Raw genomic sequence first — 20,116 nt, 5'->3', positions numbered from 1 at the left:
ATTTGTGTATAATAAATTTAATATAAATTATGATTAATAATCGATATAGTAAAAGGGAGAAATACGATTATGAAACACATTTTGCTAGCTGTTACAGGTGGTATTGCAGCATATAAAGCTATAGATTTAACGAGTAAATTAACACAAGCTGGTTACGATGTACGCGTAATGTTATCTGAACATGCGCAAGAATTTGTTACACCACTTGCTTTTCAAGCAATTAGTAGAAACCCAGTCTATACCAATACATTTAAAGAAGAAAACCCACAAGAAATTCAACATGTCGCATTGGGTGATTGGGCAGATGCGATTATCATTGCGCCTGCAACTGCAAATGTGATTGCGAAATTGAGTGTGGGTATTGCAGATGATATACTGACATCTACGTTGTTAGCAACTGAGACACCTACCTTTATTGCTCCGGCAATGAATGTACATATGTATGAGAATAAGCGTACACAGCACAATATTAACGTATTAGCACAAGATGGCTATCGCTTTATTGAACCTGGGGATGGTTATTTAGCGTGTGGTTATGTAGCAAAAGGAAGAATGGAAGAACCATTACAAATTGTTAAAGTTATCAACGACTTTTTCCATTCGCAAAAGGTAAAGGCACATAGTTCATTTAAAGGTAAACATGCATTAGTCACAGCTGGGCCAACTGTAGAAGTGATTGATCCTGTTCGTTACGTATCCAATCGTTCTTCAGGGAAAATGGGTTACGCGCTAGCTGAAGCGCTACAAAAAAGAGGCGCACACGTTACGTTAGTGACAGGACCAACGCAATTAGTAGATCCTATTGGTGTAAACGTTGTGCATATTGAAAGTGCGGAAGACATGTTTGAGGCAGTAACGACACGTTTTGATCAGCAAGACATTGTATTTAAAGCGGCAGCTGTCTCTGATTATACCCCGATTGAAGTATTAGATCATAAAATGAAGAAACAAGATGGCGACTTAGCCGTTACCTTTAAACGAACTAAAGATATTCTAAAATATTTAGGTGAACATAAAGCACATCAATATTTAGTAGGTTTCGCTGCTGAAACGCAAAATATCGAAGCCTATGCGCAAGATAAATTAAAACGAAAAAATGCTGATGTGATTATTTCGAATAATGTAGGTGACAAAACGATTGGTTTTAAATCAGATGATAATGAATTAACCATGCATTTTAAAACTAATGAAATGATTAATATTAAGAGAGGCAAAAAGGTTCAATTAGCTGAACAAATTTTAGATGAATTAGAAACTAGGTGGCAATAATGATTGCGAAGGTAATCGTAGATATTCCTTCTAAGAGTGTGGACTTTAAATTTGATTATTTGATACCAGAGCATTTAGAGGCTTTTATTCAGGTAGGGGTTAGGGTGGTTGTTCCATTCGGTCCGCGTACAATTCAAGGATATGTCATGGCTATTGAAAATGAACCTAGTGATGATATTAATATTGAGAAATTAAAAGTAATCAAAGAAATTCAAGATATGAAACCTGAATTAACCTCTGAATTGATTCAATTGAGTGAATGGATTAGCCACTATCATGTATCCAAGCGCATTTCAGTACTTGAAGTAATGTTGCCCAGTGCAATTAAAGCAAAGTATACGAAAGTCTTTGAAGTTGTGAAATATAATGATATCGATGATCAATTGCTTGAATACTTTGATGCTACGGGTCAATATAAGTATAAAGAAGCGCAAAAGAATAATCATCTACCTGTTTTAAACAAATTGTTAAAAATGGGCGCAGTGAAAGAAGTTACAATATTATCTCAAAATGTAAAAAAGAAAACACAGAGAGCGGTACGTATCGTAGAAGGTTATCATCCAGATGAGGTCTTAGCTAAACTTGAGAAGAAAATAAAGCAGTATGACGTGTATGCCTATCTATTAGATGAACAGCATAATACAGTATTTCTAAAAGATATGGAAGAGATGGGATTCTCGAAATCAAGTATAGATGGGTTAGTTAAGAAGGGTTATATTGAGAAATATGATGCCGAAGTAGAACGTGATCCGTTTGCACATCGTATATTTGAACGTGAAGAGAAGCGGGAACTTACTTCAGAACAGCGTGTTGCTTTTCAACAGATTAAAGACAAAATCGATAATAAAGCGCAACGTACATTCTTATTACATGGTGTGACAGGTTCAGGTAAAACAGAAGTTTACTTACAGACAATCGAAGAAGTGCTCAATGAAGGTAAAGAAGCAATGATGTTAGTGCCTGAAATTGCTTTAACTCCACAAATGGTCTTACGATTTAAACGCCGATTTGGTGATGACGTAGCGGTGCTACACTCTGGTCTATCTAATGGAGAACGCTACGATGAATGGCAAAAGATTAGAGACGGTAGAGCACGTGTCAGTGTTGGTGCACGATCAAGTATCTTCGCACCATTCAAAAATTTAGGCATAATTATTATTGACGAGGAACATGAATCAACATATAAGCAAGAAGATTATCCACGGTATCATGCTAGAGATATCGCTGAATGGAGAAGTCAATATCATCAATGTCCTTTAGTATTAGGAAGTGCAACACCAAGCCTTGAATCATACGCACGAGCTGAAAAAGGCGTGTATCAGTTACTGTCGTTACCTACTAGAGTGAATCAACAAGCATTACCATCGATAGATATAGTTGATATGCGCGAAGAATTGAGTGCGGGAAATCGTTCAATGTTTTCTAACGAATTAAGAGAAGCAATTGAAGAGCGCTTACGTAAAAATGAACAAATCGTTTTATTTCTTAATCGTCGTGGCTATGCATCATTTATGTTATGCCGAGATTGCGGTTATGTGCCTCAATGTCCACATTGTGATATTTCATTAACGTACCACAAGTCAACAGATCAATTGAAGTGTCATTATTGCGGTTACCATGAAGTACCTCCAAATAAATGTCCTAATTGTGAAAGTTCTCATATTCGCCAAGTAGGCACGGGTACACAACGTGTGGAAGAAATATTACAACAAGAATTTGAAGGTGCACGTATTATACGAATGGATGTAGATACTACTTCTAGAAAAGGTGCGCATGAAAAATTGCTATCCGAATTTGAACAAGGAAAAGGCGATATTTTATTAGGCACACAAATGATTGCAAAAGGGTTAGATTATCCAAATATCACCTTAGTAGGCGTTTTAAATGCTGATACTATGTTGAATCTACCTGATTTTCGTGCGAGTGAGCGGACATATCAACTGTTAACACAAGTGGCTGGAAGAGCAGGGCGACATGAAAAGCCAGGTAGCGTCATTATTCAAACTTACAATCCTGACCATTATGCAATCGAAGATGTTCAAAAAAATGATTATTTAACTTTCTATCATAAAGAAATGGAATATAGAAAAATGGGCAAGTATCCACCTTATTATTTTCTAATCAATTTTACGATTTCGCATAAAAATATGAAGAAAGTGATGGAAGCATCCAAACATATACATCAAATCTTACTGCAGCATCTCACAGATCGTGCGTTAGTGTTAGGCCCATCACCAGCTGCAATTGCACGTATTAACAACGAACATCGATTTCAAATTTTAGTGAAATACAAGCGTGAACCGGAATTGTTAAAAGCACTACAATATTTAGATGATTATTATCATGAGGCCTATCTTAAAGACAAACTTGCATTAAAAATAGATATCAATCCGCAAGTATTAATGTAAATAAAAAGAGTTACGTAGTTATTAGGTTTAAAGACCTAACTTACGTAACTCTTTCTTTTGTAAATATTAGTTTTTACATGACAACATTACCGTTTTCATCTGCTGGTCTAAATAGTGTAAGAATAGCACTAATGATTGCAATGATATGTGGAATACCTGTCCAACAGAATAATAAGTGTAAAAGACCAGACATTGTTTTACCGGCATAGAATTTATGGACACCGAAACCACCTAAAAATATAGCTAAAACAATATAAATAATTTTATTTACTTCCATGTTGGCACCTCCTTTAATTGTGCAAGTGATGATAAGTTAAGTTACTTTTATTTTAATAGACTGAAAAATAAAAGCAATTAATAGTAGCTGGAATGGATAAATTTCAGACTAAGGTCGCAATTCAAAGTGAATTAAGTTATAATTGTATGATGAATTTTTTCAGGAGGAGCAAAATAAATGGCGATACAAAAATTAGTCCAGTCAACGCATCCTGTATTAACGAAACAAGCGGAACGCATAACAACATTTGATGCTTCATTAAAAGATTTGTTATTAGATATAGAAGATACATTATATGCTAATGAGGCATCAGCGCTTTGCGCACCTCAAATTGGTATTAGTAAGCAAGTAGCTATCATTGATATGGAACTTGAAGGATTGCTACAACTCATCAATCCTATAATTAAAACGGAGTCTAAAGATAAAGTTATAGATCTTGAAGGTTCAGTAAACACACCAGGTATTTACGGGGAAGTCGAACGAAGTAAAATGATAACTGTAGAAGCCAATGATTTAGAAGGTAATACGATAGAATTAACCGCTTATGATGATATAGCGAGAATGATTTTACACATCGTTGACCAATTAAACGGTATATCATTTACTAAGCGTGCACAGCATTTATTAACTGATGAAGAAGTGGAGGCGTATTTTGAAAATGACTAAAGTGATATTTATGGGAACACCTGATTTTTCAACTAAGGTATTAGAAATGTTAATAGAAGAACACGACGTTATCGCAGTCGTAACGCAACCTGATAGACCAGTGGGACGTAAACGTGTATTAACACCACCACCTGTTAAACGAGTGGCTGAAGAACACCATTTACCTGTATATCAACCAGAAAAATTAGCGCAATCTGACGAATTGGCACAACTGTTACAATTAGAACCTGATTTAATTGTCACTGCTGCATTTGGTCAATTATTGCCTGAGACATTACTACAATTACCTAAATTAGGCGCTATTAATGTCCATGCATCACTGTTACCTAAATACCGTGGTGGTGCGCCCATACATCAAGCAATTATTGATGGTGAGGCACAAACTGGTATAACAATTATGTATATGGTTAAAAAGTTAGATGCTGGCAATATTATTTCACAAAAAGCAATTGATATAGAAGATGATGATAATGTAGGCACGATGCATGATAAGCTTAGTATATTAGGCGCAGATCTATTGAAAGAAACATTACCAGCAATTATCAATGGTACAAATGATAGTACGCCTCAAGATGATACGCAAGCCACATTCGCTTCAAATATTAGTAGAGAAGATGAACGTATTGATTGGACAATGACTGCTGAAGATATTCATAATCATATACGTGGATTATCACCATGGCCTGTTGGCTATACTACGATGGATGATACAAACTTGAAATTGTATGCTGCACATATCGTGCATAATAAAAATGGACAACCAGGGGAAATCGTCGAAACGACTAAAAAAGCGATTATAGTTGCTACAGGCTCTGATGATGCAGTTGCCTTAACTGATATTCAATTAGCTGGTAAAAAACGTATGCTAGCAGCAAATTATTTAAGCGGTGTTCAAGAATCGCTAGTTGGGAAATTATTAAAATGACACAAACAGTAAGAGAATTAGCATTTCAAACAATTCAAGAAATCTTTAATGATTATGCGTACAGTAACCTAAGAATCAATGAGGTACTTTCTACCGGGGACGTGTCTAGTATTGATAAACCTTTGTACACTGAACTCGTGTATGGAACTGTAAAACGGAAAATGACGCTGGATTTTTATCTTAGACCTTTTGTAAAAACGAAAATTAAAAGTTGGGTCAGACAATTATTATTGATGAGTTTGTATCAATATATTTATTTAGATAAAGTGCCTAATCACGCCATTATAAATGAGGCAGTTAATATTGCGAAACGTCGTGGTGGTCCTCATAATGGTAATGTTGTTAACGCTATATTGAGAACAATTTTTAGAAGTGAATGTCCAAGTTTAGCGACCATTAAAAATGAAAAGCAGCGTATGGCGATTGAATATAGTATTCCAAAGTGGATTATAGAGCATTGGATTACGCATTATGGCGTTGAGACCACACGTGAAATAGCAGCTTCATTTATGGAACAAACTGCAAGTACTGTGCGTGTCAATACAAGTAAAAATAAAGTTGAAGATGTCGTTTCAGGGTTACAAGCAGAGGGATATGACGTTGTAGTGGATGAACAGATTCCTTATTGCTTACATTTAAAAGGACGTCCAATAATTGAATCCGACAATTTTAAAAATGGAAATATTTCAATTCAAGATAAGAGTTCAATGTTTGTAGGATATTTAATGGGTGTCGAAGACAATGATGTTATTTTGGATGCATGTAGTGCACCAGGTGGCAAAGCGTGTCATATTGCAGAATTATTAGCATCAAGTGGTCATGTAGATGCGACAGATATTCATAAGCATAAAATTGGTTTAATTAAAGAAAATATTGGAAAATTACAACTTAAGAACATTAAAGCATTTGATCATGATGCAACAAAACCATATAAAGATGTATATGACAAAATACTTGTTGATGCACCATGTAGTGGTTTAGGCGTATTACGACATAAGCCAGAAATTAAATATGTTCAAACAAAGCAAGATATTCAAGACTTGGTTGAATTACAGTTACAGATATTAGACAATGTTAAAGAAAACTTGAAACCTGGTGGGACTCTAGTCTACTCAACGTGTACGATTGAACAACTCGAAAATGAAAATGTGATTTATACCTTCTTAAAAAATAATAAAGACTTTGAATTTGAATTAATGACACATCCTGTTAGCGGTGAACTAGTCAAAACAATACAGATTTTACCCCAAGATTTTAATTCAGATGGCTTTTTCATCACAAAAATAAAAAGAAAGGAAAGTTAAGATGATAACTACTGAAAAAAAGAAGAAAAATAAATTCTTGCCTGACTTTGATAAACAGTCGATTTATTCACTTAGATATGATGAAATGCAAGAATGGTTAGTAGACCATGGCCAACAAAAATTTAGAGCTAAGCAAATATTTGAATGGCTATATCAAAAACGTGTAGATAGTATTGATGAAATGACGAATTTATCCAAAGATCTTCGTCAAGTGCTAAAAGATAACTTTGCTATGACCACTTTAACGACTGTTGTAAAACAAGAAAGTAAAGATGGGACAATAAAATTCCTATTTGAATTACAAGATGGTTATACAATTGAAACCGTATTAATGCGCCATGACTATGGTAATTCAGTTTGCGTAACGACTCAGGTTGGATGTCGTATCGGTTGTACGTTCTGTGCTTCTACATTAGGTGGCTTAAAACGTAACTTAGAAGCAGGAGAAATTGTTTCACAAGTTTTAACAGTTCAAAAAGCATTAGATGCGACAGATGAACGTGTATCTCAAATTGTAATTATGGGAATTGGCGAACCATTTGAGAACTATGATGAAATGATGGATTTCTTACGTATCGTTAATGATGACAATAGTTTAAATATCGGTGCACGTCATATAACAGCGTCAACATCAGGTATTATTCCACGTATTTATGATTTTGCTGAAGAAGATATTCAAATTAACTTTGCCGTAAGTTTGCATGCAGCCAAAGATGACATTCGTTCTAAATTAATGCCAATTAACAGAGCTTACCACGTAGATAAATTAATGGAAGCAATTCAATATTATCAAGAAAAAACAAATCGTCGTGTGACATTTGAATATGGATTATTTGGTGGCGTCAATGACCAATTAGAGCATGCACGTGATTTAGCGCATCTTATTAAAGATCTAAACTGTCATGTTAACTTAATACCAGTAAACCATGTTCCAGAACGTAATTACGTTAAAACACCTAAAGATGATATTTTCAAATTTGAAAAAGAATTAAAACGATTGGGCATAAATGCTACAATTAGAAGAGAACAAGGATCAGATATTGACGCGGCATGTGGACAATTAAGAGCGAAGGAACGACAAGTAGAAACGAGGTAATCACAATGCTAAACGCACAATTTTTCACAGATACTGGACAACATAGAAATAAAAATGAAGATGCAGGAGGTATTTTTTATAACCAAACTCACCAACAATTATTAGTACTATGCGATGGTATGGGTGGTCATAAAGCGGGGGAAATTGCAAGTCAGTTTGTTACGTATGAGCTTCAAAAACGTTTTGAAGCTGAAAATTTTATTGAGTATGAACAAGCCGAAACTTGGTTGCGTTTCAATTTAAAAGAGATTAATCGTGAGCTATTTGAATACGCTCAAACAAATGAATCGTATAAGGGTATGGGTACAACATGTGTTTGTGCCCTTGTATTCGATAAGCACTTGGTTGTGGCAAATATAGGGGACTCTAGAGCATATCTTATTAATTCTAGAGAAATCGAACAAATCACGTATGATCATTCATTTGTTAACCATTTAGTTATGTCAGGTCAAATTACTGAAGAGGAAGCATTCACACACCCACAACGTAATATTATTACTAAAGTGATGGGAACAGATAAACGTGTAAGTCCAGATATATTTACGAAACGATTTAATTATTATGACTTTTTAATGTTGAATTCTGATGGTTTAACAGATTATGTCAGAAGTGAACGTATTCTTGAAGCGTTCAATACGTCGTTATCATTAGAAGAACATGGTGAACAGCTTATTCAATTAGCACTAAACCATGATTCTAAAGACAATATTAGTGTTTTAATAGCAACTATTGAAGGTGATCATCTATGATTGGAAAGTTAGTTAGTGAACGATATAAGATAGTGGATAAGCTTGGTGGCGGAGGAATGAGTACCGTTTACTTAGCTGAAGATACCATTTTAAATCGTGAAGTGGCGATTAAAGCAATCTCAATTCCTCAGAATGAAAAAGAAGAAACAATGAAACGTTTCGAGCGAGAAGTCAATAATGCAACGCAACTCTCACATGAAAACATTGTTGAAGTGTATGATGTTCAAGAAGATGAAGAGTGCTTCTTTTTAATCATGGAATATATAGATGGACCTACTTTATCTGAATACATACATAGTCATGGCCCTTTAAGTATTGATACAGCAATTGATTTTACCAATCAAATTTTAAAAGGTGTGGCGCAAGCGCATGATAAACTTATCATACATAGAGATATTAAACCTCAAAATATCTTAATTGATAAGAATAAGACACTTAAAATTTTCGATTTTGGAATTGCCAAAGCTTTAAGTGAAACATCTATGACGCAAACAAACCATGTGCTCGGTACTGTACAATACCTTTCACCAGAACAAGCCAAAGGTGAAACTACGAATGAAGCGACAGATATTTATTCCATAGGTATTGTACTTTTTGAAATGTTAGTTGGGGAACCCCCTTTTAATGGCGAAACAGCTGTTAGTATAGCGATAAAACATATTCAGGATTCCGTACCTAATGTAACCGAGTTAAGATCTGATATACCTCAATCCTTAAGTAACGTTGTCCTTAGAGCAACAGAAAAGAAAGCAACGGATCGTTATCAAAGTGTCAATGATATGAAAGAAGACTTAAGTAGTGTCCTTGTATCTAGTCGTGCTAATGAAAAAAAGCATTCAATTGAAGAAGATGATACAAATACCGTTGCCATTGATAGACAAGATATCAGAAGTAAAATAAAGGAAGAAAATGAGCAGAAACAAATCGCTCAAACCATGCAAATACCTATTGTCAATGAGCACCATTTCCAAACTAACGAGGCGCAAATTTACGAGCCACCAAAGAAAAAGCGTTCTAAAAAGAAAAAATTTGCTATTGCGTTGATTTTACTGTTATTAGTCGTAAGTTTATTTGGGTTTATTGCGATGGGCATGTTTGGCAGTAAGTATTCAGAAATGCCAGATCTTAAGGGTAAAACTGAAAAAGAAGCAGAAAAAATATTACGCCAATCTCATTTAGAAATTGGCAATATTTCTAGAGACTATAGTGATGACTATCCAGAAAATAAAATCATCGAGACAAAACCGAAACAAGGTGAAAGAGTGAATCAACATGAAAAAGTTGATATCGTGCTTTCAAAAGGACCGGAACGTGCTAAAATGCCGAATGTTATAGGAATGAAAAAAGCTGATGCACTTGATAAATTAAAACAATTTAAACTTGATCATGTAACAGTGAATCAAGAATACAATAATCAAATACCTAAAGGTGCTATTGCCAAACAAAGTGTTAATCCGGATAGTTATGTTCGTGTGAATGATCACCAAATCACGTTAACTGAGTCTTTAGGTGTTAAAAAAGTATACGTGAAAAATTATGAACATAAAAATGTTGAAACTGCTCAGAAAGAACTTGAAAAAAATGGTCTTAAAGTACAAATAACGACTGAATCAAGTAATAATGAGAAAAAGGATAATATTATTTCACAAAGTCCAAAAAATACAGAAATTGATGAAGGAAGTACAGTTCAACTGATTGTTTCGAAAGGAAAATCAACTTCTAAAGACGAAGATAAAGAAGACGAAAAATCTAATGATTCTAGTAAAGATAAGGACGACGACGCTAAGAAAGTTAAAAATTACACCGAAACATATCATATCCCATATACGGGAGACGATGAAAGTCAAAAAGTTCAAGTTTATATAAGAGATAAAGACAATAGTGGCGCATCTGCGAGTCAAACGTTTAGTATAAAAGGTGATAGAACGATCACGATTCCGCTTAAAATTGAAGAAGGATCTGACGCGGGTTACACCATTAGAGTAGATGGCGATATTATTGCAGATAAAGATATAGAATATTAAAATTCAACCTTTTAGTGAATGAAAGCGATCAAACATTCACTAAAAGGTTTTTTAATTTTTATATCGAACTATAAAAATATTATGTAAACATAAATCGAACTCGCTTTGATAACATTGACTTTAAACAAATATGTTCTGGATATAATATTCTCTAAGGTTTTGCTATAATAGTGAAATATAAATAATGATTAAGAGGTGTCATTTTGGAAACTGGACGTATTATTAAATTAATTAGTGGTGTATATCAAGTAGATGTAGATGGAACTTTATATGATACTAAACCACGTGGTCTTTTCAGAAAAAAGAAGTTTTCACCAATTGTAGGGGACATTGTTGATTTTGAAATTCAAAATACCAATGAAGGTTACATTCATCATGTTCACGATCGTCATAATGCATTGAAACGACCACCAGTTAGTAATATTGACGGCTTAATCATCGTGATGAGCGCTGTAGAACCAGATTTCTCAACACAATTGTTAGATCGTTTTCTAGTTATTGCGCACTCATATGATTTAGAACCGAGTATACTAGTGACTAAAAAGGATTTAGCGTCTGATGATGACATTAAAAAAATTAATGAATGGTTAAACATTTATGAAACTATTGGCTACAATACTCAATTTGTTGGCAAAGATACGTCTAAACAGGAAGTAGTCGCTTCTTGGCCGAAAGGACTTATTGTACTAAGTGGTCAATCAGGTGTCGGTAAGTCGACATTTATAAATGCGTTTAAACCAGAATTAAATTTAGAAACCAATGATATATCAAAATCCCTTAACCGTGGTAAACATACAACGAGACATGTAGAATTATTCGAAAGGGAATCTGGTTTTATTGCAGATACACCAGGCTTTAGTGCATTAGATTTTGATCATATTGAAAAAGATGAATTGAAACACTATTTTATAGATATTAATCACTATGGCGAGGCATGCAAATTTAGAAACTGTAATCATATTAAAGAACCTCATTGTCATGTTAAGCAACAATTGGAGAGTGGTCATTTAGCACAATTCCGCTATGATCATTACATTCAATTATTTAATGAAATTTCAAATAGAAAGGTAAGATATTAATGAAAAAAATCTATCCATCACTTTTATCCGCTGATTTTTTAAATTTAGAAGATGAAATTAAAGCTTTAGAAAAAGCACAAGTTGATGGTTTACACTTTGATGTGATGGACGGTCAATTTGTACCAAATATTTCGATTGGTTTGCCAATTCTTGATTCAATTCGAACTGCTACTCAATTACCAATTGATGTTCACTTAATGATTGAGCAACCTGAGCAGTATATTAACACCTTTGCTGAACACGGTGCTGACATGATATCCGTGCACGTCGAGTCTACGCAACATATTCATAGAGCGCTTCAAATGATTAAGAATGCTGGTAAAAAAGCTGGCGTTGTCATTAATCCTGGTACACCAGTTGAAGTATTATTACCAGTTCTTGAGATTGTAGATTATGTATTAGTGATGACAGTCAATCCAGGTTTCGGTGGTCAATCATTTATTGAAGCATGTGCATCAAAAGTGAAGTCACTTAGAGATTTAAGACAATCTTTAAATTTAAATTTTGATATTGAAGTTGATGGTGGCATCAATGATGAAACTATCCAATTATGTGCTGATAATGGGGCAACTATGTTTGTTACAGGTTCTTATTTCTTTAATCAAAAGGATTATAGCAATGTGACACAATTACTGAAAGGCTGATTTTATTATGCGAATCAATTTATTATGTAGTGACCGACATTTACCTCCACAAGTATTGAGTACTCAAAAGCATGAACATTGGGGTGGTATTGATAGAGGAACACTGATTCTTGTTAACCATGCCATCACACCGACGTTCTCAATTGGTGACTTTGATTCTGTTTCAGATGAAGAACGTCACCAACTCAAACATCAGTTGAATATTAAGCCGGTCAAAGCTGAAAAAGATGATACGGATTTAGCATTAGGTGTAGAAGAAGCTGTTCATAGAGGCTTTACGCAAATACATATTTATGGCGCAACTGGTGGTAGGTTAGATCATTTTATGGGTGTCATGCAAATATTGCAAAAACCAAAGTATATAGAACGAAATATTTCAATTATTGTGGAAGATGATCAAAATGAAATTAAATTATTGAAACAAGGTACCCATCAAATTCAAAAATCACTTCATTTCCCATATGTATCATTTATTCCAGTAACTGAAAATGTGGTTTTATCATTGAAGGGCTTTAAATATAATTTGAATAAGCAACTTCTAGAAAAAGGATCGACACTTACATTATCTAATGAAGTAAAAGAAGTTGTCGCGGAAATCATCTTACATAACGGACAAGTACTTCAAATGAGAAGTAAGGATGCAAGTTAAAAAAGAACATAAAAAATGCCTTCACCACATATGAAGGCATTTTTTAGTGCATTATATTTATTAAACTCTAGTAACTTTACCAGATTTTAAAGCACGAGCAGAAACCCAAACTTTTTTAGGTTTTCCGTCAACTAAAATTCTAACTTTTTGAAGGTTAGCATTAAATCTGCGTTTATTCGCATTTAAAGCGTGTGAACGATTATTACCAGTCGATGCTTTACGACCTGTTACGTAACATTGTTTACCCATCAAAGTACCTCCTTTAATAAATATAAATACACTTGACTACTTATATACTTAAATAAGATACCATATATAAATTTTTAAAGCAATGAAATTAAAGGGTATTTCTCTAAAAATGTTTTGAATTTTATAATTTATGGTATAATTGTAAGCTGAGGAGTTATGTAGTACATTTAATTAGGTTATAAAGACTTATTTATGGAAGAATCGGTTAATTTCTACAATGAATTTAATTGTAAATGTTTATAGTTTCGTCATTTTTAAACAAAATTCAGGAGGAATATAAAGATGACAATAGAAATCTCAAATGATTATGGTAAAATCGATATCTCAAATGAAGTCATTGCTTCAGTAGTAGGCAGTAAAGCTGTTGAAAGTTATGGTATTGTTGGTATGGCATCTAGACAACAAGTGCGAGATGGTATTGCCGAAATTTTAGGACATGAAAATTATGCTAGAGGCATCGAAGTCAAAGAAAACAATGGTGTCATTGATATAGATATGTATATTATCGTTAGCTACGGTGTTAAAATCTCAGAAGTAGCTAATAATGTACAATCATCAGTAAAATACACACTAGAAAACTCACTCAATGTAAAAGTGAATTCAATTAATATATTTGTACAAGGTGTAAGACTTAATAATAAGGGCAAGTAGGTATAGGAGGACTTAGCAGGATGATTAGCAAAATTAATGGTAAATTATTTGCCGATATGATAATACAAGGGGCACAAAATTTATCTAATAATGCAGATTTAGTAGATTCTTTAAATGTATACCCTGTGCCAGATGGTGATACAGGTACTAATATGAATCTTACAATTACTTCTGGACGTGAGGAAGTTGAAAATAATTTATCTCAAAGTATTGGTGAATTAGGGAAGACATTCTCTAAAGGATTACTTATGGGTGCTCGAGGTAACTCAGGTGTAATTCTTTCTCAATTATTTAGAGGATTCTGTAAAAATATTGAAACGGAAAATGAAATTAATGCACAACAACTTGCTAGTAGTTTCCAAGCAGGTGTTGACACTGCTTATAAAGCTGTAATGAAACCAGTCGAAGGGACAATCTTAACTGTTGCTAAAGATGCAGCCAAGGCAGCGGTTAATAAAGCTGAAGAAACAGATGATTGTGTTGAAGTTATGGAATATACAATTGCAGAAGCTGAAAAGTCATTAAATAATACACCCAATTTACTTGCTGTATTAAAAGAAGTTGGCGTAGTTGATAGTGGTGGTAAAGGGCTATTATGTGTTTATGAAGGTTTCTTAAAAGGTTTAACAGGCCAAACGATTGAAGTGAAAAAAGAAAAATTAAACACAGAAGAGCTAGTGCATGAAGAGCATGACTTCCATGGCGTAATTAACACTGAAGACATTAAGTATGGCTATTGTACTGAAATGATGGTACGTTTTGGAAAAGATAAAAGAGAATTTGATGAGCAAACATTTAGAACAGATATGAGTCATTTTGGTGATTCATTACTCGTTATTAATGACGATGAAATTGTAAAAGTCCATGTACATACTGAAACACCAGGTGATGTGTTTAACTATGGTCAAGAGTATGGTGAGCTTATTAAATTAAAAGTTGAAAATATGCGTGAACAACATCGTGAAGTCATTAGAAAAGAAAAGCAAAATCATCATGCAGACCAACAAGAAGAATCAAAAACAGTTGAAACAGCAATTATTGCTATTTCTATGGGTGATGGCATTTCAGAATTATTTACATCTATGGGTGCGACACATATTATAAGCGGTGGACAAACAATGAATCCATCTACTGAAGACATTGTAAAGGTTATTGAACAATCTCAATGTAAACGTGCCATTATTTTACCAAATAATAAAAATATAAGAATGTCGAGTGATCAAGCTGCAACTTTAGTTGAAGCAGATACAGTTGTAATTCCTACAACATCTATTCCACAAGGTATTGCGGCCTTGTTCCAATACGATCCGTCATCATCACTTGAAGATAATCAATCTCATATGACAACCGCTTTAGATAGTGTAAAATCAGGCTCAGTAACATTTGCTGTTCGTGACACTAAAATTGATGGCGTAGAGATTAAAAAAGGCGAATTCATGGGATTATCTGAAAGTAAAATTGTGACAAGTAATGATGATGAATTTGCGACAATCACAGGTTTACTTAAAGCGATGTTAAATGAAGAAAGTGAAATCTTAACTATTATCGCTGGTGAGGATGCAAATACTGAAACATCAGATAAATTAGTAGCGTGGGTTGAAAGTGAATATCCAGACGTTGAAGTAGAAGAACATGACGGTGGCCAACCTATCTATCAATATTTATTCTCAGTCGAATAAATATCAATTGAAAAGCTATGAAGGATCCGGGACATAAAGTTCCTGGATGAGTAAATTAAGACAATTTCTATTGAAATAATATAGAAATTGTCTTTTTTTATAATTTTTGTGATTATTTTCAGCTCGTTGAGTTGTTACCTTTCTTATATTAAGTGTGATTCATACAAAACCAAGTTCTCTTTTGACTTTATTTATCCCTCATACAGACATTCGAGCAAGACCCAAAATTGCCTTCATAAATCCAAAAGTCAGCACCACATCAAATTTCCTTTGACTGTAGATGATTTTCGTTTCTAGTTCTGAAAGCTTTTTGTTAATTTGGTATTTAAAATACTCCCAGTTATAATGCTTCATTATTATTTTATTTGTTTTTGAATGGAAGTTTATACATTGATTCTTCAGCGGACATTCTGAACAAACATTTCATTCATATAATTTGAAGTTTCATTTAAAACCATACTTATCATGACGATAGGTATACCGTTTAAAACATAAAATAGTTCATATCTACATGTGTTTAATGCTTACAAAAAATACAAATGTTAAAATATTAAAATTTTAATAGTATTTTTAATATGTATTAGTATAAAATATATGTATATTAAACAATAGGAGTATGCACATGGGAAATATACTTTTAGTAGTTATTGGTCTTAGTATCATATGTTTTATATTCATGCTTTTTAAAAAGAAACCAATTGCAGTTACAGCTTTGGTGATTTTAATCACAACATCATCTACACTTATAGCAATGCCACTCAATAGAGTTAATGCACAAAGTAGTGCACTTACTAAAGAGAAAGTTAAATTTGTTAAAGGTATTGATGGAGACACTGTTCAATTACTTTATAAAGGGAAGAAATCAACCTTTAGATTATTGTTGATTGATACACCTGAAACTAAGGATCCACGAAAGCCTGTTCAAAAATATGGTCCGGAGGCTAGTCAATTTACAACACGAATGTTGGCTAATGCGCGTACGGTACAAGTTCAATTTGATCGTGGTCAACGAACAGATAAATATGGTCGTTATTTAGCATACGTTTATGCAGATGGTAGAATGGTTAATGAAGCGGTTGTCAGACAAGGATTAGCTAGAGTGACTTATATCTATCCGCCGAACAATACATTTGAACAAATGTTAAAGGTAAGCCAATCCAAAGCACAAGCTGAAAAGCTAAATATATGGTCTACAACAACGTCGAACACGAAAGCTAAGACGGGTCAAACATCATCTGCAAAAGCATCTGTAAAATCATCAACTAAACCGAAAACATCAACGTCGTCAACTTCAAAGACAACGAAAAAGCAATCAACAGAAAATTATAAAAATTGCACTTTATTGAGAAAGAAATATCCAAATGGAGTGAAAAAGGGTCATCCTGCTTATCAAACAAAGTTTGACCGCGATAAAGATGGATGGGCATGTGAACGTTAAACATGTATCGTTCAGTGAATTAGAGTGAGGCTTGGACATAAATAATATAATACATAAATAATATAATAAAGCTATTTTGCAAATTCGCAGTAGCTGACTGTACTGAGAAGACGCTTAAATCAAGCTGGGGGTGGGACGACGAATTCAAAAAGAATTCTGTCCCACTCCCGCCTTTTTAAATATCAAAGGTTTAACAATCAATTATTCTGCTTAATCATGATAAAATAAATATTAATATGATAAATACTAGGTGAGAAGTTATGTCTAAAGTCAATTTAATAGAAAGTCCATATCCGCTTCAAAAGATTAAAGGGCTAGGACCAAAACGAATTGCTTTATTGCAAGAACTCAATATTAATACGGTAGAAGACTTGATGCTTTATTTGCCGAGTCGCTATGAAGATAATACAGTTGTAGACTTAAATATGGCTGAAGATCAATCTACAGTGACAGTTGTTGGAGAAGTTTATTCTATGCCGACGGTTGCCTTTTTCGGTAGAAATAAATCGAAGTTAACAGTCCATTTGATGGTGGACAATATCGCAGTTAAATGTGTCTTCTTTAATCAACCTTACTTAAAAAAGAAAATTGAACTTCATGGAACGGTAACTGTTAAAGGAAAATGGAATCGTGCGAAACAAGAAATTAACGGAAATCGTATGTTCTTTAATGCACAGTCTCAAGATGCATCTGAAGTTAAATTAGAACCTGTGTATCGTATCAAAGAGGGCATTAAACAAAAGCAAATGCGAGATATGATTTATCAAACGTTAGATGATGTTACGATACATGAATGGTTGACAGATGAATTAAGACAGAAGTATAAATTAGAATCTTTATCTGATACCATACATGCACTGCACCATCCTAAAGATCGCCATGACTTATTACGTGCTAGACGGACGTATGCCTTTACCGAATTATTCATGTTTGAATTACGAATGCAATGGTTGAATCGTTTAGAGAAGACATCGGACGAAGCCATTGAAATCAACTACGACATCCAAAAGGTAAAAGCGTTTATAGAAACGTTACCTTTTGAGTTAACGGATGCGCAAAAAAAGAGTGTGAACGAAATCTTTAGAGATTTGAAAGCACCGATTCGCATGCATCGACTATTGCAAGGTGATGTAGGTTCAGGGAAGACAGTTGTTGCAGCTATATGTATGTATGCGTTAAAAACAGCTGGATATCAATCTGCGCTAATGGTTCCTACTGAAATTCTAGCAGAGCAACATGCAAATAGTTTAGCTGAGTTATTTGGAGACTATATGAACGTCGCATTATTAACTGGATCCGTTAAAGGTAAAAAAAGAAAAGTCCTCTTAGAACAATTAGAGAATGGCACCATTGATTGTCTAATAGGCACACATGCGCTTATACAAGATGATGTAGCATTTCAAAATGTAGGACTTGTTATTACCGATGAACAACACCGTTTTGGGGTCAATCAACGTCAACTGTTAAGAGAAAAAGGAGTGATGACGAACGTCCTCTTCATGACAGCAACACCGATTCCTAGAACGCTAGCTATTTCAGTATTTGGTGAAATGGATGTTTCATCTATTAAACAGTTACCCAAAGGACGTAAACCGATTATTACGAACTGGGCAAAACACGAGCAATACGAACAAGTGCTGTCTCAAATGACAGCTGAACTTAAAAAAGGTCGTCAAGCTTATGTGATTTGTCCGCTCATTGAAAGTTCGGAACATTTAGATGATGTACAAAATGTAGTTGAGTTGTACGACTCACTTCAAGCCTACTATGGAGAGGGGAGCGTCGGTTTATTACATGGCAAAATGTCTGCTGAAGAAAAAGATGAAGTGATGACGCGTTTTAGTCAACATGATATAGACATTCTTGTCTCTACAACTGTAGTAGAAGTTGGTGTTAATGTACCGAACGCAACGTTTATGATGATTTATGATGCAGATCGATTTGGACTATCTACTTTACATCAGTTAAGAGGTCGTGTTGGACGAAGCGAACATCAAAGTTATTGCGTACTTATTGCGTCACCTAAGACGGAAACAGGAATAGAACGAATGACTATAATGACGCAAACAACGGATGGTTTTGAGTTGAGTGAACGCGATTTAGAAATGCGTGGACCCGGAGATTTCTTCGGCGTTAAACAAAGTGGTTTACCGGATTTCATGGTAGCGAATATTGTGGAAGATTATCGAATGCTTGAAGTCGCTCGAAATGAAGCGGCAGAGTTGATTCAATCGGGAGAATTCTTTACAGAAGCATATCAACATTTACGTGATTTTATTGATCAGAATTTACTACATATGAGTTTTGATTAGTGTTTAAAGGTAATTATTTTTAAAAAGTAAAATATAGCACTATGATATTTGTTGAGCTTATTAAACGGAAAGTGTTATGATATGTGAGGAATGTTTAAGACTTGGTACTAATTTCGCATTTAAAGGGGGATATATATGAAATTAAAAAAAGCAGAACGTCGTGAGGCGATTCAAAAAGCAATTGAGCAAAACCCCTTTATTACGGATAGTGAATTATGTGAACAGTTTGAAGTAAGTATTCAAACGATACGTTTAGATAGAACAAATCTAAATATTCCAGAACTACGTAAGCGTATTAAATTAGTAGCTGAGCAGAACTATGAACAAATTCGTGCGCTTGAAGCAAATGAAGTGGTTGGAGATTTAATTCAAGTTGAACCAGACATAACTGCACAATCACTCATTGAAATCACTGAAGAATCAGTCTTTGCAAAGACACAGATTGCACGAGGTCATGTTTTATTTGCTCAAGCGAATTCGCTTTGTGTCGCTCTAATACATAAATCAACCGTATTAACACAAGAAAGTAATGTCGCTTTTATCGAGAAAGTAAAACTGGATGACACTGTAAGAGCTGAAGCACGCGTTGTTAATAAAACATCGCAGCATTATATTATTGAAGTGAATTCATATGTAAGAGATACATTGGTGTTTAAAGGAACGTTTAAAATGTTTTATATAAGCGAGGATGAATAAC

General features: G+C 34.1%; 18 protein-coding genes and 1 pseudogene. 16 read left to right on the top strand and 3 right to left on the bottom strand.

Going from position 1 to position 20,116, the window contains the following annotated elements:
- Positions 1-69 precede the first annotated feature (69 nt).
- Positions 70-1,269, top strand: a complete 1,200-nt coding sequence (gene coaBC, locus KA878_RS05605; protein ID WP_193839442.1) for a bifunctional phosphopantothenoylcysteine decarboxylase/phosphopantothenate--cysteine ligase CoaBC — start codon at positions 70-72, stop codon at positions 1,267-1,269.
- The gene (priA, locus tag KA878_RS05600; RefSeq protein ID WP_193839441.1) at positions 1,269-3,677 is read left to right on the top strand and encodes a primosomal protein N'; all 2,409 of its coding nucleotides are present in this window, start codon (positions 1,269-1,271) and stop codon (positions 3,675-3,677) included. The genes coaBC and priA overlap by 1 nt, the downstream gene beginning before the upstream one ends.
- A gap of 73 nt (positions 3,678-3,750) precedes the next feature.
- On the opposite strand, the gene KA878_RS05595 is transcribed toward priA, so the two are convergent.
- Complete coding sequence (locus tag KA878_RS05595) at positions 3,751-3,954, bottom strand: TM2 domain-containing protein (RefSeq protein ID WP_053029220.1); 204 nt, start codon at positions 3,952-3,954, stop codon at positions 3,751-3,753.
- 177 nt (positions 3,955-4,131) lie between these two features.
- On the opposite strand from KA878_RS05595, the gene KA878_RS05590 reads away from it, so the two are divergent.
- From KA878_RS05590 to KA878_RS05550, 9 genes are all read left to right on the top strand, one after another.
- A complete protein-coding gene (locus KA878_RS05590) occupies positions 4,132-4,620 on the top strand; it encodes a peptide deformylase (protein ID WP_193839440.1) in 489 nt (162 codons plus the stop codon).
- Complete coding sequence (gene fmt / locus KA878_RS05585) at positions 4,613-5,545, top strand: methionyl-tRNA formyltransferase (RefSeq protein WP_193839905.1); 933 nt, start codon at positions 4,613-4,615, stop codon at positions 5,543-5,545. The genes KA878_RS05590 and fmt overlap by 8 nt, the downstream gene beginning before the upstream one ends.
- A complete protein-coding gene (gene rsmB / locus KA878_RS05580) occupies positions 5,542-6,849 on the top strand; it encodes a 16S rRNA (cytosine(967)-C(5))-methyltransferase RsmB (RefSeq protein WP_193839439.1) in 1,308 nt (435 codons plus the stop codon). Before fmt ends, rsmB begins: the two co-directional genes overlap by 4 nt.
- A gap of 1 nt (position 6,850) precedes the next feature.
- Entirely contained in the window at positions 6,851-7,945 is a 1,095-nt protein-coding gene (gene rlmN, locus KA878_RS05575; RefSeq protein ID WP_210142075.1) for a dual-specificity RNA methyltransferase RlmN, read from the top strand.
- Between the two features lie 5 nt (positions 7,946-7,950).
- Positions 7,951-8,694 (top strand): Stp1/IreP family PP2C-type Ser/Thr phosphatase, encoded by a 744-nt coding sequence (locus KA878_RS05570; RefSeq protein ID WP_193839904.1) that lies wholly within the window; start codon positions 7,951-7,953, stop codon positions 8,692-8,694.
- On the top strand, positions 8,691-10,718 hold the full coding sequence (gene pknB / locus KA878_RS05565) for a Stk1 family PASTA domain-containing Ser/Thr kinase (protein WP_193839437.1): 2,028 nt from the start codon (positions 8,691-8,693) through the stop codon (positions 10,716-10,718). Before KA878_RS05570 ends, pknB begins: the two co-directional genes overlap by 4 nt.
- Positions 10,719-10,921: 203 nt before the next feature.
- Positions 10,922-11,797, top strand: a complete 876-nt coding sequence (gene rsgA / locus KA878_RS05560) for a ribosome small subunit-dependent GTPase A (protein WP_193839436.1) — start codon at positions 10,922-10,924, stop codon at positions 11,795-11,797.
- Positions 11,797-12,441 (top strand): ribulose-phosphate 3-epimerase, encoded by a 645-nt coding sequence (rpe, locus tag KA878_RS05555; RefSeq protein WP_075108528.1) that lies wholly within the window; start codon positions 11,797-11,799, stop codon positions 12,439-12,441. The genes rsgA and rpe overlap by 1 nt, the downstream gene beginning before the upstream one ends.
- A 7-nt stretch (positions 12,442-12,448) precedes the next feature.
- Complete coding sequence (locus tag KA878_RS05550; RefSeq protein ID WP_193839435.1) at positions 12,449-13,090, top strand: thiamine diphosphokinase; 642 nt, start codon at positions 12,449-12,451, stop codon at positions 13,088-13,090.
- A 60-nt stretch (positions 13,091-13,150) separates the two neighbouring features.
- On the opposite strand, the gene rpmB is transcribed toward KA878_RS05550, so the two are convergent.
- Entirely contained in the window at positions 13,151-13,339 is a 189-nt protein-coding gene (rpmB, locus tag KA878_RS05545; protein ID WP_011275976.1) for a 50S ribosomal protein L28, read from the bottom strand.
- Between the two features lie 282 nt (positions 13,340-13,621).
- Between rpmB and KA878_RS05540 the strand changes: the two genes are divergently transcribed.
- Positions 13,622-13,990 carry an Asp23/Gls24 family envelope stress response protein gene (locus KA878_RS05540; RefSeq protein ID WP_011275975.1) on the top strand — a complete coding sequence of 123 codons (369 nt, stop codon included), beginning with the start codon at positions 13,622-13,624 and terminating at the stop codon, positions 13,988-13,990.
- Positions 13,991-14,010: 20 nt separating this feature from the next.
- Positions 14,011-15,669 (top strand): fatty acid kinase catalytic subunit FakA, encoded by a 1,659-nt coding sequence (gene fakA, locus KA878_RS05535; RefSeq protein ID WP_193839434.1) that lies wholly within the window; start codon positions 14,011-14,013, stop codon positions 15,667-15,669.
- On the opposite strand, the pseudogene KA878_RS05530 reads toward fakA, so the two are convergent.
- A pseudogene (locus KA878_RS05530) lies at positions 15,645-16,164 on the bottom strand (transposase); the annotation flags it as partial. The gene fakA and the pseudogene KA878_RS05530 overlap by 25 nt on opposite strands.
- Before the next feature lie 127 nt (positions 16,165-16,291).
- On the opposite strand from KA878_RS05530, the gene KA878_RS05525 reads away from it, so the two are divergent.
- The 3 genes from KA878_RS05525 (at position 16,292) to fapR (ending at position 20,115) form a co-directional block, all read left to right on the top strand.
- Positions 16,292-17,107, top strand: coding sequence for a thermonuclease family protein (locus KA878_RS05525; protein WP_193839433.1), 816 nt, complete (start codon positions 16,292-16,294; stop codon positions 17,105-17,107).
- A 260-nt stretch (positions 17,108-17,367) separates the two neighbouring features.
- The gene (gene recG, locus KA878_RS05520) at positions 17,368-19,419 is read left to right on the top strand and encodes an ATP-dependent DNA helicase RecG (RefSeq protein ID WP_193839432.1); all 2,052 of its coding nucleotides are present in this window, start codon (positions 17,368-17,370) and stop codon (positions 19,417-19,419) included.
- 135 nt (positions 19,420-19,554) lie between these two features.
- A complete protein-coding gene (gene fapR, locus KA878_RS05515) occupies positions 19,555-20,115 on the top strand; it encodes a transcription factor FapR (protein ID WP_075108534.1) in 561 nt (186 codons plus the stop codon).
- Position 20,116 lies beyond the last annotated feature (1 nt).

Origin of the sequence: Staphylococcus sp. GDY8P57P (genome assembly GCF_017892585.1) — a bacterium.
Classification (GTDB): Bacteria; Bacillota; Bacilli; order Staphylococcales; family Staphylococcaceae; genus Staphylococcus; species Staphylococcus borealis.
The sequence above is the reverse complement of the archived record's forward strand: the minus strand, read 5'-3'. Positions and strand labels throughout refer to the sequence as shown.

Coding starts and splice junctions, on each gene's coding strand:
- fapR (WP_075108534.1), top strand. CDS start 19,555: ATGAAATTAAAAAAAGCAGAACGTCGTGAGGCGATTCAAAAAGCAATT.
- KA878_RS05590 (WP_193839440.1), top strand. CDS start 4,132: ATGGCGATACAAAAATTAGTCCAGTCAACGCATCCTGTATTAACGAAA.
- KA878_RS05550 (WP_193839435.1), top strand. CDS start 12,449: ATGCGAATCAATTTATTATGTAGTGACCGACATTTACCTCCACAAGTA.
- fmt (WP_193839905.1), top strand. CDS start 4,613: ATGACTAAAGTGATATTTATGGGAACACCTGATTTTTCAACTAAGGTA.
- recG (WP_193839432.1), top strand. CDS start 17,368: ATGTCTAAAGTCAATTTAATAGAAAGTCCATATCCGCTTCAAAAGATT.
- priA (WP_193839441.1), top strand. CDS start 1,269: ATGATTGCGAAGGTAATCGTAGATATTCCTTCTAAGAGTGTGGACTTT.
- rlmN (WP_210142075.1), top strand. CDS start 6,851: ATGATAACTACTGAAAAAAAGAAGAAAAATAAATTCTTGCCTGACTTT.
- KA878_RS05595 (WP_053029220.1), bottom strand. CDS start 3,954: ATGGAAGTAAATAAAATTATTTATATTGTTTTAGCTATATTTTTAGGT.
- KA878_RS05525 (WP_193839433.1), top strand. CDS start 16,292: ATGGGAAATATACTTTTAGTAGTTATTGGTCTTAGTATCATATGTTTT.
- rpe (WP_075108528.1), top strand. CDS start 11,797: ATGAAAAAAATCTATCCATCACTTTTATCCGCTGATTTTTTAAATTTA.
- fakA (WP_193839434.1), top strand. CDS start 14,011: ATGATTAGCAAAATTAATGGTAAATTATTTGCCGATATGATAATACAA.
- KA878_RS05540 (WP_011275975.1), top strand. CDS start 13,622: ATGACAATAGAAATCTCAAATGATTATGGTAAAATCGATATCTCAAAT.
- rpmB (WP_011275976.1), bottom strand. CDS start 13,339: ATGGGTAAACAATGTTACGTAACAGGTCGTAAAGCATCGACTGGTAAT.
- KA878_RS05570 (WP_193839904.1), top strand. CDS start 7,951: ATGCTAAACGCACAATTTTTCACAGATACTGGACAACATAGAAATAAA.
- pknB (WP_193839437.1), top strand. CDS start 8,691: ATGATTGGAAAGTTAGTTAGTGAACGATATAAGATAGTGGATAAGCTT.
- rsmB (WP_193839439.1), top strand. CDS start 5,542: ATGACACAAACAGTAAGAGAATTAGCATTTCAAACAATTCAAGAAATC.
- coaBC (WP_193839442.1), top strand. CDS start 70: ATGAAACACATTTTGCTAGCTGTTACAGGTGGTATTGCAGCATATAAA.